This window comes from Cellulomonas xiejunii (assembly GCF_024508315.1).
Taxonomy (GTDB): domain Bacteria; phylum Actinomycetota; class Actinomycetes; order Actinomycetales; family Cellulomonadaceae; genus Cellulomonas; species Cellulomonas xiejunii.
This window is the reverse complement of record NZ_CP101987.1, coordinates 3,995,865-4,012,014: the sequence shown is the minus strand read 5'-3', so window position 1 is coordinate 4,012,014 and position 16,150 is coordinate 3,995,865. Positions and strand designations below refer to the sequence as shown.

The window sequence follows — 16,150 nt, the reverse complement described above, 5'->3', positions numbered from 1 at the left end:
CGGTGGACTACGTCGTCGCCGCGTACCGCTCGTCGGCCGCCTGCGGGTCCAGCGGCGCAGAGTCCTCGGAGGTCAGCGGCAGCGACCGCACGCTGCGGAACTCGCGGCGCTGCCCGTCGACGGGGTCGGTGAACGCGATCCCCGCGGCGAGGAGCTGCATCGGCTCCCGGAAGTCGTCGAGGTCGACGTCGCGCAGCACCGGGTAGAGGGGGTCGCCCACGATCGGGATGCCCAGCCCGTTCAGGTGCAGCCGCAGCTGGTGCGTGCGGCCGGTGCGCGGGGTCAGCCGGTAGACGCCGAGGCCGTCGACCTCGCGTTCGAGCTCGACGAGTGTCTCGGCGTTCACGGGGGCGTCGGGCACGACCTCGGCGCGCGGGGTCCCGCGCACCTTGCGCAGGTGGTTGCGCACGACCGCCGGCAGCTCCAGGTCGGTGCGCAGCGGCGCGAGCGCGCGGTACGTCTTGTCCATGACCCGGCGCTCGAACGCCATCTGGTAGACGCCCCGCCAGCGTCGCTCGGTGGCGAGCAGGAGGATCCCGGACGTGCCCCGGTCGAGGCGGTGCAGCGGCGAGAGCTCCGGCAGGTCCAGCTCGGCGCGCAGCCGCACCACGACGCTCTGCACCACGTGCCGCCCGCGGGGGATCGTCGACAGGAACGGCGGCTTGTCGACCACCACGAGGCGCTCGTCGCGGTGCACCACGTGGATCGGCCCGGGCACGACGGGCTCGTCACGCACGATCCGGTGGAACCACACGTGCCGCGCCGGCACGTACGGGTCGTCGTCGCGCAGCGCGCGGCCGTCCTCGTCGACGAAGCACCCCTGGGCCAGCATCCCGGCGACGTCGACGTGCTCGGGGAGCCGGTCGCGCAGCCACGCGCCCATGGTGGACCAGGCGTCGGGGACCCCGCGGGCGCGCGGTGGCGTGCACAGGCGGGCGGCGGCCAGCCCGTGGCGTGCCGGGAGGGGGGAGCGGGGGGCCACGTGTCGAGGGTACGAGGCCGTCACCCGAACCTTCCTCCCCGGGAAGGATCGATGCGCCCGACATCACTGCATGACAGGTCTGCCGGCGGTCGGCATACTCGACGCCGTCGAGCCCGAGGCGCAGCGAGGAGGAGCGGCCATGCCCAGCACCTGGAGAGCACGACTGTTCGGTGACCGTCAGGACCCCCGCCGGCGGCTGCACGCGCTGTTCGGCGGCCCGGAACCGGCGGCGGGCCAGCCGCCCGTCCGCGCAACCGAGTGGGCGCGGGGAGTTCTGGACGGCCGGGGGAGCGGCCGGCCGCTCGACACGACGACCGTGACGCGGCAGCTCCGGGAGGCGGAGCCACGCCTGACGCTGCGTGCCGCGACCTTCCTGGCCGAGCACGTCACGCGACGCTGACGACGCCGGGTCGGGACCGCCCGGCGCGGCCGGTGCAACGGTCGTCGGACCGCCGGTGGTGCCCGCCTAGGGTGCTCGGCGTGGAACGAGGACGAGCAGCCCGGACGTGGTCGGCGTCCCGCCGGTGGTGGCGCACGGCCCGGTCGCGCCTCGCCGCGGGGCTCCGCCTGCGGGACCGCCTCCTGACGGAGGCCGCCCGGTCGTACGTCGCCGGGGGCGTGGCGACCGTGCTCAGCCTGGCGCCCGTCATGTCGAGCGCCGACGGCCGGCAGTGGGGGGTCGTGGACCACCTGCTCGTCTTCCTGGCGGGCTACCAGCTCGTCTACGTGGTGCTGACGCTCGCGGTCTACCTCCCCGCGTCGCCGCGGACGGTCGCCCGGGCCGCCGTCGCGATGCCCCGTCGGGGACTCGTGCACCGGTGGCTCCTGGTCGCCGAGCCGGGCGCGGGCGCGGCGCTCGTCGTCGGCGCCGGTGCCATGGCGGCGGCCGTCGTGGTCCTGCCGCAGGCCGACCGCTTCAGCAGCGTGCTGTCGGCGCCGCTGCTCGTCGCGATCTGCGTCGCCCTCATCGTCTCGGCCTGGGCCACGATGGTGCTGACCTACGCGGTGGACTACCTGCGCCGCGACGCGGCGACGGGCGGGCTGCGGTTCCCCGGCGAGGGGCCGCGCGTCTTCAGCGACTACCTCTACGTCGCGGTGTCGGTCGGGACCACCTTCGGGACGACCGACGTGGAGGTCACGAGCAGCGCGCTGCGGCGGACCGTCACGGGGCAGGCGCTCGCGGCCTTCCTGTTCAACGCGGTGATCGTCGCCATGACCGTCGCGTCGATCGCCGCGCTCGCGGCCTGACGCACGGCGACGGCGCCGCACCTCGAGGAGGTGCGGCGCCGTCGCGTCCGCCCGGCGCGGGGCCGGTCAGGTGGTGCTGATCAGCTGCAGGTCAGGGTGGCACCGGACGGTGCGTTGCCCTGGCCGATGAACCCGAAGGTCGTCGACTGGCCGGCTCCGACGGACCCGTTGTACGGGGCGTTGGTGACGACGCTGCCGGAGATCTGGCCGTTCCAGACGTTGTTGGTCGAGACGCCACCGGGCAGGGTGACGCGCCAGCCGTTGAGCCCGGACGACCCGGCCGTGACCGTCACCGTGCCCTGGTAGCCACCGGGCCAGCTGTTCGCGATCGTCAGCGCCGCGGAGCAGTTGGCGCCGCTGGGCGGCGGGCTGGTGACCGGCGGGGTGGTGACCGGCGGGGTGGTGACCGGCGGGGTGGTGACCGGCGGGGTGGTGACCGGCGGGGTGGTGACCGGCGGCGTCGTGACCGGCGGGGTCGACGGGTCGGTGCCGGGGCCGGAGTTCAGCGTGTCGAGGACTGCGGTGTACGCGGCCTTCTTGTTGCCGTTGCCGTCGAACAGCAGCGGGGTGCCCGAGGCGCGCCACGAGTCGGGGTCACGCACGCCCCACACCGTGATGCCGGTGCAGCGCGAGACGTTGAGGCAGGCCTGGGTGACCTTGCGGAAGTTCTCCGCCTGCTGCTGGCCGGAACCCTCGATGTCGAGCTCGGTGATCTGCACGTCGACACCGAGCGCCGCGAAGCTCTCGATCGTCGTCTGGTAGTTGGCCGGCACCGGGCTCTGCGGGTTGAAGTGCGACTGCAGGCCGACGCAGTCGATCGGGACGCCGCGCTGCTTGAAGTCCCGCACCATGCGGTAGACGCCCTGCGTCTTGGCGTGCGACCAGTCGTCGGTGTTGTAGTCGTTGTAGCAGAGCTTGGCGCCGGGGTCGGCGGCCCGAGCCGCGCGGAACGCTGCCTCGATCCAGTCGCTGCCGGTGCGCTCGAGGTTCGAGTCGCGGCGGCCGCCGGAGCTGCCGTCCGCGAACGCCTCGTTCACGACGTCCCAGGCGTAGATCTTGCCCTTGTAGTACGTCGCGACCTGCGTGACGTGGTTGAGCATCGCCTGACGCAGGCTCGGCCCCTCCATGCGCTGCATCCAGCCGGGCTGCTGCGAGTACCAGGCGAGCGCGTGCCCGCGGACCTGCTTGCCGTTCTGGCGCGCCCAGTTGACGATCCGGTCGCCCTGGCTGTAGTTGAACTGGTTCTGGTTGGGCTCCGTCGCGTCCATCTTCATCTCGTTCTCGGCCGTGATCATGTCGAACTCACGGTTCGCGATGGTCGAGTAGACGGAGTCGTTGAGCCTGCTGCCGGCGATGGCGGTGCCGAAGTACCGGCCGCGGTCGTTCGCGGCGTCCTGGAGAGTCGAGCCCGCGGCCTGGGCGGGGATGGCCGCGGCGGCGGTCACCGCGAGCGCGAGGATCGCGATGGCGGACGCGCCTCTGGCGACGTGGGTGTGCCCTCGTCGGAGCGTGGATGGGGGGGTCATCGTGCCTCCTTGAAAAGCCGATCGCCGGATCGTCAGCGAGCCGGTCGGCGGAGGCCCCACTCTTCGACCCGGGGGTGTGTCCGTCAACGCACTAAACGTTCAAGTTTCGAGCCGGTGTCCGACAGCTCGTCCCACCCTGGACCGTTCAGCGTGCGACGTCGGGGTGGTTGGCCCGGGCGAAGTCGGCGTTCATGAAGTCCAGCTCGTGCTCCAGGAGCAGGGCCGACGACTCCTCCGACGGCTTTCGGCCCAGCGGTGTGAACGCCACGCGGCACAGGACTCTGCCATGGATGACGTCCGAGGTGAGCGAGCTGATCTCCCGTGCCGTGGCTGCGCCGACGTACGCCGCGGCGTGGGTCGACCACGTCCAGACGTCGTTCTCGTCGTCGGGGAGGCTGCGCAGACGGAAGCGGGTGCCGCGCACCGACTCGCGTCCCAGGTTGTCGCGCGCGAACGGCACCTCCACGGCCCAGCGGTACCAGAGGCGCAGACCTGCGGGCGGCGCGGGCACGAGCTGGGCCGTGAAGGCGGCGCGCAGCAGGGTGGGCGGCACGCCGACGCCGTACCGGTCGGGGAAGGTCGGGACGAGCCGCGAGAGCTTCCGGTACGGCTGGGCCGACGGTCGCGGGGGCGGCGGGCCGAAGGCGGACACGTACGCGTACCGGGGGTCGTACGTGACGCGTCGTCTCGGGAGCTCGGCGTGCACCCGGAAGAGGTCGGCCTCCCGGGGGTCGTAGGTGGCGTGCACCGGCACGCCGAGGTGCTCGGACCAGAGCCTCTGCCGGAAGCGGCTCGCGAAGGCGGGGTCCAGCACGATCGCCGAGAGCTCGGTGTCCGGCCGGTCGCGTGCCGACCGGATGCCCTCGAGCGAGATCCCGCCGGCGTTGGCCGAGCCGATCAGCGCCCACACGTCGTCGACGATCATCACCTTCGAGTGGACGTAGATCTGGCCCGTGACCTGCCCCTGCCCGTCGCGCGTCGGGCTCAGCGCGTACACGCCGAAGGCGTGGGGGTCCTTGAGCGCCTCACGCACCTTCCTGATCTCGGCGTCGATCCACAGCTCCTGGTTCGACCCGAGCCCGGCGGCGAACAACCCCTCGTAGGGGACCATGACGATGATCCGGAAGTCGGGGTTGAGCGCGTTGCGCCGGGCGACGGCCGCCAGCTCCGCCCAGATGTGCTCGTCGGCGACCCACTGGTTCTCGAGGTAGACGTACTTGCGGGCCGCGCCGATGCCCGTGAGGTACGCGTCCTTGGCGGACCGCTCCCAGTCGCTGTTCGAGCGGTTCCAGGACGGCTTCTGACGGGCGTAGGTCGCGTCGCGCCAGCGCTGCGCGGTCATCACGCGCTTGTCGCCGAGCTCCTTCGCCAGGACCGGGGTGGGCCGCGGCATCGACCGCACGATCTGGACCAGCGGCGTGCTGCCGTCCTCTGCCCCGGTGGGGTAGGTCAGCACCACCGGGGTCTCCGCACGCAGGTCGGGCAGCGGGGGAGGTGCGAGGTCGCGCACACCGAGCAGCACGCCGCCGCGCCGTACGACGTGGTGGAGGTGCCCCCACGTCCAGCGCTGGACGAAGTTGTCGCGGACGAGCTGGACGGCCGGGCCGGTCACACGCAGCTGCACGTCGTGCCAGTACTTCTGCGTGCGGTCCGTCGCGCGCAGGGGCGGGCGCCCTGCGGGTGTGCTGTGGGCGGGCGTGTCCCAGCGGTCCCCGTCGAGGTACGTGAGGTCGATGCCCCCGAGGTGCGCGATGCGGCCGTCGATCACCACGGTCTTCTGGTGGTGCGTCCCGAAGACGTCCGAGTGCGCGTGGATGTCGGTGCGGCAGTACGCGCTCGGGTACGCCGACAGCATCTGGAACAGCTTGTAGGTCTCCGGGAGGTAGCCGACGAGCTCGCCGTCCTTCATGATCTTGCGGCGCACGGGGGAGGTCAGCCAGCGGACCTCCTGCTCGTCCTTCCAGAACTGGTTGACCAGCAGGTAGACGGCCACGCCGCGCTGCGCGAGCGTGGCGAGCACCGCCCCGATCGCCGAGCGCTGGTCGCTGCCCGTGCCCGTGCGCAGCAGCCGGTAGTCGGCCATGAAGTGCAGCCCGGTGAGGAAGACGTACCGGCGTGCGCCGAGCAGGTCGGCGTACAGGTCGGCGCCGTAGTCCTGGCCGTCGACGTAGAGCCGCAGGTCGTTGCCGGTGGTCACCGGCAGGTAGTCGACGAGGTACATCACGCGTCGGGGGGCGGACCGTCGTCCGGCGGGACCTCCTCGCCCCAGGCCCACCCGTCCGTCCCGGTGCGTACCCAGCGCGGCAGCCCTGGCTCCGTGCGCAGGATGACCAGCGGCGTGGGGACGCGCGTCTCCCACGGCTCGCCCACCGGCAGCTCGCCCTGGTCGGCGCCCGTGCGCTCCTGGATCTCGGTGACGATCGGCAGGTAGGTGTCGGACGTGATGTCCGGCGGCTCGCCCTCGCCGTCCCAGATCTCGTCCTTCTCCAGGTAGTGGCTCAGGGCCACCTCGAAGCCGGGCCGCACGGGCACGACGACCCGCGCCGCACCGGCCTTGAAGAACTCGAGGAACGCGGGGTCGACGTCCTCGCGCAGCAGCCGCTCGTCCCAGGTGGGCTTGCGCGCCCAGTAGTACGGGTAGCAGACGTACTGCAGCTGGTCCCACTCGATGGCCTGCTCGAAGAACCGCGCGAAGGACCCGTGCTGCGCCGCGGTCGGGAAGTCGAAGTACGGCGGGTCGGCGTCGACCATGCCGTTGGGCGCGTCGAAACGTTCGCGGGTGATGACCGACAGGCAGTGACGCTTGAGCTCCTCGCGCACCACGACCGCGTTCTGCGACGGGGCGCTGCCGAACGCGCTGCCCTGCCGCGCGGTCTGCGCGGCCTGCGCCTTGAGCTCGGCCACCTGCACCTCGTAGCGCTTGACCGCGTCCTCGTACGCGTTCGACAGCGCGCCGTACGTGGCGATCTGCCAGCGCGTGAAGGCCGCCGGCGTGCGCAGGAAGAAGACCTGGATCGTCGCGCCGAAGGTCGCGGTCTCGAAGGCCATGAGCTGGACGACGAGGTTCGCCGAGGCGACGTGCGGCTCGGTGGCCGCCAGGCCGAGGCCCAGGGTCCCGGCGGCGAGGCGGTGGCCGCTCCCGACCGCCACGAGCTCGGCGGTGGTCGGGCGCCAGACGTGGCTGACGCCACCGACGGAGACCGCGAGCGTCAGCTCGTCGTCGGTCAGTGCCAGCGGCATGATCTGCGCGTACCAGGGGAGGTACCCCTCGGGCACGGGCACCTCCTTCTCGACGACGCTGCGGGGCTGCCCCTCCTCGTCCGCGTCGGCGCCGCCCTGCTGGACGGCTGCTGACGCGATCTGGAAGAAGGGCGGTGGGGTGCTCAGCCCGTCGACGCCGTACAGCGCGGCGATCGTCAGGTAGTTCTCCGGTGTCACGGCCGCGGCGGTCGCGGCGTACGCGGACAGCCGCGGGGGAGGCGTCGGCAGGTTCAGCCCCTGGGTCGGCGAGCTCTCCAGCCACCACAGGTGGGACGCCGGCTCGGGGACCATGATGTCGAGCATCTCCCGCAGCCCGTAGGTGAAGACCTGGCTCTCGTACACCTTCTCGAGGAACTGGTAGACGCCGACGACGTGGCCGGGGCCCTCGTTGTCGAACTCGTGGAGGTTGGTCTCCTCCTGCTCGCGCAGGATGCGGAGCACCTGCTCCTCGCGCACCCGCTCGACCACCCGCTCGAGGCTGCGGGACATGACGTCCTTGGCGTACGTCATGGCGGACGTGGTGGTCTCCTGCGTCGAGGTCGTCGACTCCACCCCGAGGTTGCTCGAGAACTCCACGCTGGGGCCGTAGCGACCCGACACGGTCAGGCCGAACCCGAAGCGCCGGTCCTGCTCGATCGTCCTGGACGTCTCCTTCTGCATCTCGAACCGCTCCGCGGTCTCGAGCTCGGTCTCCCGTTCGCGTGTCGTCTCCCGCTCGGTAGTGAAGGTCTCCTCGACGCGGTCGAGCGCGCGGTGCGTGCGCACGCGTCGCTCGGAGGCCATCACGTTCTCCACGTGCGCGACGTCCGTCCGGTCGTACCGCTTGAGGTGCTGCTTGACGACGAGGAGCTCGGCGACGCCGGCCGTGCGCAGGTAGGGCCGCGTCTCGTCGTCGTCGGGCGTCTCGTCGACCGGCGCCACGGGCAGGGGCGCCGGTGGCGACGCCAGCGCCGACTCGACACGCGCCACGATCTCCAGCAGGTCGTCGGCCGCGAGGTCGATCCCGAGGTCGGCGAGGACCACGGCGGAGCGGACGGACAGGCGCGCGAGCACGTGGTCCGGCACGGGGACCGACGGTGGTCGCCCGGGGGGTGACGTCGTCACCGGTGGCGGCGAGGTCGACGCGAGCGACACGAGCTCGTCGACCGCTGCGCGCAGCGCTGCGCGGCGGGCGTCGTCCTCCCGGCGTCGTCCGGCGGCCGTGCCCGGCACGCCCGGCCGGGCACGCCCCGCCGACGGCAGCCCGGCGGTGGTGGGGGACGTCCGGGTCGCCGCGCCGGCCGTCTCCCGTCCGGGAGCGTCGCCGCTCGGGTCGCCGTCGCCGTCGCCGTGGCCCGGGGCCCGCGGACGCGGCGGCCGGATCTGGAGGTACCGGAAGACGTCGTTGGTGGTGTTGGCCTCGATCACGTCGGGCTCCTCGCTCGAGTCGCTCGACCACGATGCGCGGCCGGCTCACGGGAGGTGGCGCTCGCGGCTCTGCGGGCGTCGGCCCCTCGGCGATATGTGCCTATCGTCCTCTTCGTGGTCACCGGCGGCAAGGTCCAGGCGCCGGGTTCGCCCGCGGCGCGGAGGCCCAACGCCTCGGCGTCGCGGCCCGCCGCGCCCACACGGCCGAGCCCGACCCTCAGGGGCCGAGCTCGGCCCAGATGACCTTGACGGTGTCCGTGCGGTACCACCCGACGTCCCGGGCCAGGCGCCGGGCGATCTGCAGGCCGAACCCGCCGTCACCGGGGGGACGGACCCCGACGATGCGGGGCACGCTGCCCAGGTCGTGGTCGGCCACGGTCAGCAGGAACTCGGGCCCGTGCTGCAGGAGCTCCACGATCGTCGGCGGGCGGCCGTGACGGATCCCGTTGGTCGCGAGCTCGGAGGCCACGAGCACCAGGTCTTGCGCCACCGTGCCCAGGATCTCCTCGGCCGGGACGTGGGAGCGCGCGTTGATCTCCGCCCGGAGCTGCTGCCGGAAGGCGTGCAGGTCGGAGACGTTGTCCAGGATCCAGGTGCGCACCGGCGTGAACCGGGCAGGCGGATGCGAGCTCCGCAGCCCGCCGTCGCGGTCGGGGCTGTCGTCCGCAGGGGGTCCGGACGGTGTCGTCACGCGCTCGACCGTAGAGCAGCCTGGCGGGACCTGCCGAACGGGCGGCCCGGCGCGTCGTCCCGACCCTGGTCGCCCGGCGTCGTCCCTACTTGATCGCTCCCTGCGTCACGCCCGCCATCACCCAGCGCTGCGTGAACAGGTACACGATGATCGCGGGCGCCATCGCCATGAGGTACGAGGCGAACGCGACGTTGTAGCTGCTGCTGAACTGGCTCTGGAAGACGCTCTGCAGCACCGGCAGGGTCTGCAGCGTCGAGTCGGCCGTGATGAGCGACGGCATCATGAAGTCGTTCCATGAGGCGAGGAACGCGAAGATCGCCACGGTCGCGCTCATGGGCGCCATCATCGGGAACACGACGTACCGGAAGACGGTCCACGTCGTCGCGCCGTCCAGCCGGGCGCTCTCCTCGAGCTCCTCGGGCAGCCCGCGGATGAACGCCGTGAACAGCAGCACGCTGAACGACAGCTGGAACATCACGTGCAGGAGCGCCACCCCGCCCGGGTTCGCGAGCCCGACCATGCCCGTCAGCTTCACCTGGGACAGCGCGAGCACGGGGAAGGGCAGGAACATCGCGGCCAGCAGGTAGTAGAACGACCACCGGAAGAACCCGCGGTCCCAGTTGCGGGCGATCGCGTACGCGGCCAGGGACGCGAGCACGACGGTCCCGACGACGGTCACGACGGTGACGAACACCGAGATGGCGAACCCGCGGGGGAAGTTCGTGAGCCGCCACGCCTCCACGAAGCCGTCGATGCTGATCGGCGACGGCAGGGAGAAGACCTGCCCGTCGACCGACTGCGCGGTCGTCTTGAAGGACATCGTGAGCGTCGCGTACAGCGGCGCGAAGACCGCGAGCGTACAGACGACCAGGGCGATGGTGGTGCCCCGGCTCGTGCGTTCCTCGCCGCCCCGGCGGCGCAGGCGCCCGCGGCGGACCGGGACCTGACCGGGGGTCGTCGTCGTCAGCGTCTGGGCGGTCATGACAGCGCGCTCCTTCCGCGGGTGAGGCGCAGCTGGGCGACGGCGAGCACCACGGCGATGAGGAAGAAGATCGTCGCGTTGGCCATCTGGTAGGCGTAGTCACCGCCGGTGAAGCCGGTGAAGATCGTCATGGCGACGCTGCGGGTCGCCGTGCCCGGGCCGCCGTTGGTGAGGCCGACGATGATGTCGTAGGCGTTGAGGAAGTTCTTGAAGCCGATGACCATGTTGATGACGACGTAGCCCGCGACCAGCGGCAGCGTGATGGACACGAGCCGTCGGCGGGCGGACGCCCCGTCCATCGCCGCGGCCTCGTAGACCTCGCCCGGGATCGACAGGATGCCCGCGATGTAGATCAGCAGGGCGCTGGGCACCGCCTGCCACGCGGTGACCACGACGATCGTCACCCAGGCCAGGTCGGGGTCCGCCAGCAGGCTCTGCTCGAGGAACGTGATGCCGGTCGCCTGCCCCAGCTGCGGGATCGAGTTGGAGAACAGGAAGTTGAAGACGTAGGCGATGACGATGCCCGAGATCACCATGGGCAGCACGAACACGGCGCGCAGCGCGACCTTGGCGCGGATCCGCGCGGTCAGGCCGACGGCGAGCAGGAACGCGAGGACGTTGACCAGCAGCACGGTGACGAGGGCGAAGCCGATCGTGAAGAGGTACGAGCTGCGGATGGCCGGGTCCTGGAAGAGCGCCACGTAGTTGGTCAGCCCGGTGAACTGGAACTCCCCGAACCCCACCGAGTCGGTGAAGCTCAGCGTGATGCCCATGACCGCCGGCAACGTGATGGACAACGTGAACAGGACGAGCGTGGGGACGAGGAAGAGGTAGAAGGTCCGGGGGACGGGCGGGCGGCGGTCCGTCCTCGGCCCGGCGGTGACGTCGCTGCTCCCTGGTCGGGTCGCTGTGGCGCTGGCCATGAGGTGCCTCTCGTCGTCGTCGGGGGTGTCAGGACCGGAAGGCCAGCCGCTGCCAGTCGGCGTCGAGCGTCCGCAGGACGGGCCGCGGGTCCGCCCCCGACGCGAGCGACTGCGTGTAGTTCTGCAGCGGGATCGACTGCGGGACCAGCTGGGAAGCGCCCAGGTAGAAGTCGGCGCGGTCGTAGTACTCCCTCAGCTCGACGAGCGTCGGGTCCGTCACCGGGGCGGCGTCCTGCGTGACGCCGAAGCCCAGGGCGTGCGCGTTGTAGGCGTCGATGATCTCCGGCTGCATGAGGAACGACAGGAACTCCCGCGCCGCCTCCTTCTTGGTGGAGCCCTCCGGGATCCACAGCGCGAGGTCGATGTTGACCCGCACCTTGCGGTCCGCCGGGTCGTTCGTCACCGGCAGGGGGAACGCGCCGACGTCCAGGTCGGGGTTGGTCTTCGCGATCTCCCCGATGGCCCAGGGCCCCTGCAGGTACATGGCCGACTCACCGTTCGCGAACGCGAGGTTGCCGTCGCCGTACCCGCGGCTCGCGGCGTCGTCGTTCGTGTACGCGAGCAGCTCCTGCATCCGCTGGACCGGCTCGAGCAGCTCGTCGGCGAACGTGACCGGCCCGTCGTCGGCACCCTGCGCCTTGAGGCGGCTGAAGAGGTCCGTGGTGTCGAGCATGCCGCCGACCGTGTAGTCGAACGGGCCCTGCGCGATCGTCCACGGGTCCTTGAACGTGCTGTAGACCGGCGTGATCCCCGCCTCGGTGAACGCCTCGCACACGGCCACGAGCTCGTCCCACGTCGTCGGCGGGGACAGCCCCAGCCCGGCGAACATCTCCCGGTTGTAGAGCACGGCCGCCGCCATCAGGGAGTACGGGATCACGCTGGTGCGCTCGGGGTAGCTCGCCGTGACCTCGATCAGGGGCTGCAGCTCGCCGAGCACACGGCCGGCCTCCGGCATGTCACCGAGGTCGCTGAGCGCCCCACGCTCCACGTACCGCGAGACCTCGAAGTTGTAGTTGAGGCAGCCGATGTCCGGCGGGGACTCCCGCACGAACGTCCCGGCCAGGTTCGACGTGGCGTCGTGCCGCACACGCACGCGGGACTGCGACTGGTGGAACTGCTCGATGAGGTCGTCGAAGTAGTCGATGACCTCGGGCTTCGACTGGTGGAAGACGATCTCGGTCGTCCGCGACCCGGACGAGGACCGCGCACAGGACGCGAGCGCGAGGCCGGCACCGGCGACCCCGACCCCACGGAGGAACCCGCGGCGGCTCAGCCCTGCCGACATCAGCGATGCCTGTGACGCCATGCCTGCTCCCGTCGGTCGTCGTCGTCCCACGGAACCTGCGGGTCCAGCATTGCGCCGGACGGCCGATGCCGCACGGCAGGACGACGGGCGCCCCTCCCGATCAGGCGCACCGCGGAACTCCGTGGTCCAGTGCCCGTGATGAGGGCAGGATGGCCCCGTGCGCTCCGTGCCCGGTGTACCCGTCGTCATCCGTGCCGCCACGCCCGGTGACGCGGCCGGCTGCGCGAACGTCCACCACACGTCGTGGGTCGAGACGTACTCCGGACTGCTCCCGGCAGCACACTGGGAGTCCGACACGCTGGAGCGGCGGACCGTGACCTGGCAACGCTGGCTCGACGGCGGAGCAGAGGTGACGGTGGCTGAGGCCGGCGGGCAGGTCGTCGGGATCGCCATCGGCGGCGCCGGGCGGCAGGTCGGGGATCACCAGCCGGTGCGCGACAGCGAGCTGTTCTCGCTCTACGTGCTTGCGGCACACCATGGGACAGGCATCGGCCAGGTCCTGCTCGACGCCGTCCTGGCACCGGGGACGCCGGCTCAGCTCTGGGTCGCCGAGAGCAACCCGCGTGCGCGGCGGTTCTACGAGCGCAACGGATTCCTTCCTGACGGCGCGCGCTTCGTCGACGAGCGTCTGGACCTCGCCGAGGTGCGCCACGTTCGCTGACGTGGTGCGCAGGTCACCCGTGAGAGAACGCGCTCGTGCCCGACGGCACTCCTGACGCTCGGCGACGGGTCGACCCGACGAGCACCTCGACGAGACGCACGAAGGAGCGGGCGCCGGGCGCGTCGTCCGCGCGGCGGACGATCGTGACCGCCGGCGCGGCCTGGTCCGGAACCACGCCCTCGCGGCGCAGCACCGCGTACATGGACAGCAGCGCCGCGCGGCCGTTGCCGTCGGGGAACGGGTGCACGAAGCACACGTCGAGGTGGACGCGCGCGGCGCGCGCCGGCAGGGGGACCCGGGGGTCCGCCGCCTCGGCCAGGCACTGCTCGAACCGCGCGCGGGTCGTCGGCTCGAGCCCGTACCGCTCGCGGCCACCCTTGGCGTAGGCGGGCCCGGTGCGGAAGTCGACCGTCGGGACACCGAGCACCACGCGCTGCCAGCCCGTCAGGACGTCGAGCGTCAAGGGCTGCCCGGCGTCCGCGGTGCCACCCGCCAGGTGGAGCGCGGCCTCCAGGCGGGCAGCACGGTGCGCGTCGCGTGCAGCCGTCGCTCGCACGACGTCGAGGAACCCGTCCCGGTCCCCGCGGACCGGACCCGTGACGTGGTGTGCCGCGGTGGACCAGCCGACCTCGTCGCGGACGCGCCACCAGTCGAGCAGGTGGTCAGGCACGACGCCGTCCGAGCGCTCCCTCGGCGAGCCGCGACGCGATCCCCGCGACGTCCGTCTCCGATGGCGTCGTCCAGCTGGAGAACCGCCCACCGATGGCGTCGTCCAGCAGCCCGTCGGTGTCGTCAGGGCTCTCGTCCACGCGGTCAGTATCGGGACCGTTCGGCCAGCACGTCGAGGATCGGGTGACGGTACCGATACTCAGCCGCCGGCCCGCCGGGCCATGGTCGTGGCAAGCCGCCCGGCGACGCCCTCGACGACACCTGGTGCCGGCTCCGACCAGCTGTGGAACCGGCCGTCGAGGGCCTCGTCGAGCAGCGCGCGGTGCTCGCGCTCCGGGACCCCGGCGGCGGACAGGAACCAGCCGAGCACCTGCCGGCAGTGGCGGTACCAGCCGCTCTCGGCGTTCGTCCGCTCCACGACCGCGGTGACGAGGTCCGCGACGGCCCGCTCCCACACGGCGAGCACCTCACCGGGGCCGGCGTCGGGTGCGGCGGGCAGGAACCGGCCGAACCGCTCGTCGAGCTCCTCCAGCCAGGACCGCCACTCCACCAGCGCCGTCGCGACTGTCGTCAGGGTGGCGCTCCGCGACGTGATCGAGTGCTGCGGGCAGCACCAGGCGGCGACGGGGCCGCCGTCGTGCACGGACTCCCCGCGGCCCCAGGACCAGCCGGACGCCCACGGGCCGTAGTGCGCGACGAGCGCCAGGCTCATCCGGTCGACCCAGTCGTCGCCGGTCGACTGCTTGCCGCCGAGGCCGCGTCCGCCGCGCGCGGACCGGGGCACGGCCGCCGCCGGCGGCAGACGGCGGACGACCGCCGGTGCAGCCCCGGCGTCGAACGGGTGCCGGTCGGGGGCGACGTCGGCCCACGTCAGGGACGAGGGGGCGGGCGGACGTCGGCGGGACGCATCGGGCATGACGGACAGTATCGGGACGCACCGCCGCCCGTGACACCTCTTTGCCGGGGCGGTCGTGCGTGGTGGGGCCCTGGCGTCCGGCGCGACGCTCGCGACGGTGTCGGACCCCGGTGTCATCGTGGCCGGCATGGACGCCGACGCCAAGACCACGCTGCACCGGTACCTGCGTGGCCAGCGTGACGGGCTGGTCGGCAAGCTCGACGGGCTCGACGAGTACGACGTGCGCCGCCCGCTGACCGGCACGGGGACGAACCTGCTCGGGCTGGTCAAGCACGTCGCGAGCGTCCAGGTCGGCTACCTCGGCGAGGTCTTCGGCCGCCCCAGCCCGCGTGAGCTGCCCTGGTTCGCCGACGACGCGGAGCCGGACGCCGACCTGTGGGTGCCGGCGGACGAGAGCCGCGCGTCGGTGCTCGACCTGTGGGAGCACTCGGCCGAGCACGCCGACGCCACCGTCGACGCGCTGCCCATCGACGCGGTCGGTGACGTCCCGTGGTGGGGCGAGCGTCGGCGCGTGACCCTGCACCAGGTCCTCGAGCACCTCCTGGCGGAGGTCGCCCGGCACGCGGGGCTGGTCGCCGACGACCCGAACGTGTCGAGCCGCAGCCCTGCCGAGTGGGCCGCGCACACCGCGCGCATCGAGCAGGCGGCGCGGGAGGTCGCGGGTCGCTGAGCGCACCGGTGGCAGGCGACCGACGCCCAGGTCGAGTCGCACCCAGGTATCTCCCCGGTCCGGCGTGCGCTCCTCCTCGTAGGCCGCGACGAGGCGGCCACCCGTCCGAGGAGGTCCTCATGCATCGACGACACAGGCTCGCCGCCGCCGCGACGGTCGTCGCCCTGGCCGGTTCCACCGCCGTCCTCTCGGCAGTGCCCGCCGCAGCCGCCAGCTCCCACGCCGAGCTCTACATCAGCCCGTCGCCATTCCATCCGGGTTACTACATCGTGATCGTCACGGGCCACGTGCACGACGCCGGACCGACGACGACCGTGGGCATGCGGCTGATCGGGGACGACCCCGTCTTCAACGACGACCTCGGTGTCTCGCTCGCCACCACCGTCCTGGGCAGTAACTTCGCCATGGAGACGCTCGTGTGGCACGGCACGCTCAACGAGGACCCGGAGGGCGGCGACGAGATCTTCGCCAAGGTCAGCGCCTCGAACGGCTGGAGCAGGAGCACGGCGAACGTCAACGGCCGCTACTGAGCGAGCCGGCGTCAGGAGCCCTGCGTCACGATCGGGTCCTCGTCAGTCGACGAGGTCCGCGTACTGCGGGTTCCGCTCGACGTAGGCGCGGACGAACGGGCACTGCGGGACGACGCGCCGCCCGGCGGCCCGCACGTCGTCGAGCGCGTACCCCACGAGCTGCGAACCCAGGCCCCTCTCCTGCCGGGACTCGTCGACGACCGTGTGCTCGAGCACCACCCGGTCGGCGCCGGTCGAGTAGGTCAGCTCGCCGACCTCGTCGTCGCCGATCCGCAGGACGTACCGGCGTCCGGGCTCGTCGTGCTCGACGACGGGTGCGTCGGGTGCGTGCGCCATGGGTCGCCCCTCTCGTCGGGCCCGGGGACCTGGCCGTCCCCC

General features: G+C 72.3%; 17 protein-coding genes. 5 read left to right on the top strand and 12 right to left on the bottom strand.

Annotated features, from left to right (window positions below; all coding sequences use genetic code 11):
* Window positions 1–7: 7 nt before the first annotated feature.
* Complete coding sequence (locus tag NP048_RS18445) at window positions 8–982, bottom strand: pseudouridine synthase (protein ID WP_227576776.1); 975 nt, start codon at window positions 980–982, stop codon at window positions 8–10.
* Between the two features lie 139 nt (window positions 983–1,121).
* On the opposite strand from NP048_RS18445, the gene NP048_RS18440 reads away from it, so the two are divergent.
* Window positions 1,122–1,382: a hypothetical protein gene (locus NP048_RS18440; protein WP_227576775.1), complete on the top strand. Its 261-nt coding sequence runs from the start codon at window positions 1,122–1,124 to the stop codon at window positions 1,380–1,382.
* Between the two features lie 80 nt (window positions 1,383–1,462).
* Window positions 1,463–2,230: a DUF1345 domain-containing protein gene (locus NP048_RS18435; RefSeq protein ID WP_256769369.1), complete on the top strand. Its 768-nt coding sequence runs from the start codon at window positions 1,463–1,465 to the stop codon at window positions 2,228–2,230.
* Between the two features lie 80 nt (window positions 2,231–2,310).
* Here NP048_RS18435 and NP048_RS18430 read toward each other — a convergent pair whose 3' ends face one another.
* The 7 genes from NP048_RS18430 to NP048_RS18400 all read right to left on the bottom strand — a co-directional run bounded on the left by NP048_RS18430 (window position 2,311) and on the right by NP048_RS18400 (window position 12,326).
* On the bottom strand, window positions 2,311–3,756 hold the full coding sequence (locus tag NP048_RS18430; protein ID WP_227576773.1) for a glycoside hydrolase family 10 protein: 1,446 nt from the start codon (window positions 3,754–3,756) through the stop codon (window positions 2,311–2,313).
* A gap of 145 nt (window positions 3,757–3,901) precedes the next feature.
* A complete protein-coding gene (locus NP048_RS18425; protein ID WP_227576772.1) occupies window positions 3,902–5,977 on the bottom strand; it encodes a phospholipase D-like domain-containing protein in 2,076 nt (691 codons plus the stop codon).
* Window positions 5,977–8,424, bottom strand: a complete 2,448-nt coding sequence (locus NP048_RS18420; RefSeq protein WP_227576771.1) for a hypothetical protein — start codon at window positions 8,422–8,424, stop codon at window positions 5,977–5,979. Before NP048_RS18420 ends, NP048_RS18425 begins: the two co-directional genes overlap by 1 nt.
* Window positions 8,425–8,641: 217 nt before the next feature.
* Window positions 8,642–9,115 (bottom strand): ATP-binding protein, encoded by a 474-nt coding sequence (locus NP048_RS18415; protein ID WP_227576770.1) that lies wholly within the window; start codon window positions 9,113–9,115, stop codon window positions 8,642–8,644.
* A gap of 85 nt (window positions 9,116–9,200) precedes the next feature.
* The gene (locus tag NP048_RS18410; protein ID WP_227576769.1) at window positions 9,201–10,097 is read right to left on the bottom strand and encodes a carbohydrate ABC transporter permease; all 897 of its coding nucleotides are present in this window, start codon (window positions 10,095–10,097) and stop codon (window positions 9,201–9,203) included.
* Complete coding sequence (locus tag NP048_RS18405) at window positions 10,094–11,020, bottom strand: carbohydrate ABC transporter permease (protein WP_227576768.1); 927 nt, start codon at window positions 11,018–11,020, stop codon at window positions 10,094–10,096. The genes NP048_RS18410 and NP048_RS18405 overlap by 4 nt, the downstream gene beginning before the upstream one ends.
* Before the next feature lie 28 nt (window positions 11,021–11,048).
* Complete coding sequence (locus tag NP048_RS18400) at window positions 11,049–12,326, bottom strand: ABC transporter substrate-binding protein (protein WP_227576767.1); 1,278 nt, start codon at window positions 12,324–12,326, stop codon at window positions 11,049–11,051.
* Window positions 12,327–12,483: 157 nt separating this feature from the next.
* Between NP048_RS18400 and NP048_RS18395 the strand changes: the two genes are divergently transcribed.
* Window positions 12,484–12,987 carry a GNAT family N-acetyltransferase gene (locus NP048_RS18395; protein WP_227576766.1) on the top strand — a complete coding sequence of 168 codons (504 nt, stop codon included), beginning with the start codon at window positions 12,484–12,486 and terminating at the stop codon, window positions 12,985–12,987.
* 13 nt (window positions 12,988–13,000) lie between these two features.
* Here the strand turns inward: NP048_RS18395 and NP048_RS18390 are convergent, their stop codons facing one another.
* Genes NP048_RS18390 through NP048_RS18380 form a run of 3 tightly spaced genes read right to left on the bottom strand, consistent with a single transcriptional unit; the run spans window position 13,001 to window position 14,572 of the window.
* Entirely contained in the window at window positions 13,001–13,657 is a 657-nt protein-coding gene (locus NP048_RS18390; protein ID WP_227576765.1) for a Fic family protein, read from the bottom strand.
* Window positions 13,650–13,796 carry a hypothetical protein gene (locus NP048_RS18385; RefSeq protein ID WP_227576764.1) on the bottom strand — a complete coding sequence of 49 codons (147 nt, stop codon included), beginning with the start codon at window positions 13,794–13,796 and terminating at the stop codon, window positions 13,650–13,652. Before NP048_RS18385 ends, NP048_RS18390 begins: the two co-directional genes overlap by 8 nt.
* A gap of 59 nt (window positions 13,797–13,855) precedes the next feature.
* On the bottom strand, window positions 13,856–14,572 hold the full coding sequence (locus NP048_RS18380; RefSeq protein WP_227576763.1) for a hypothetical protein: 717 nt from the start codon (window positions 14,570–14,572) through the stop codon (window positions 13,856–13,858).
* 127 nt (window positions 14,573–14,699) lie between these two features.
* Between NP048_RS18380 and NP048_RS18375 the strand changes: the two genes are divergently transcribed.
* A complete protein-coding gene (locus NP048_RS18375; protein WP_227577206.1) occupies window positions 14,700–15,242 on the top strand; it encodes a DinB family protein in 543 nt (180 codons plus the stop codon).
* Between the two features lie 119 nt (window positions 15,243–15,361).
* Window positions 15,362–15,772 (top strand): hypothetical protein, encoded by a 411-nt coding sequence (locus NP048_RS18370; protein ID WP_227576762.1) that lies wholly within the window; start codon window positions 15,362–15,364, stop codon window positions 15,770–15,772.
* A gap of 42 nt (window positions 15,773–15,814) precedes the next feature.
* Here the strand turns inward: NP048_RS18370 and NP048_RS18365 are convergent, their stop codons facing one another.
* Window positions 15,815–16,108 (bottom strand): GNAT family N-acetyltransferase, encoded by a 294-nt coding sequence (locus tag NP048_RS18365; RefSeq protein ID WP_227576761.1) that lies wholly within the window; start codon window positions 16,106–16,108, stop codon window positions 15,815–15,817.
* Window positions 16,109–16,150 lie beyond the last annotated feature (42 nt).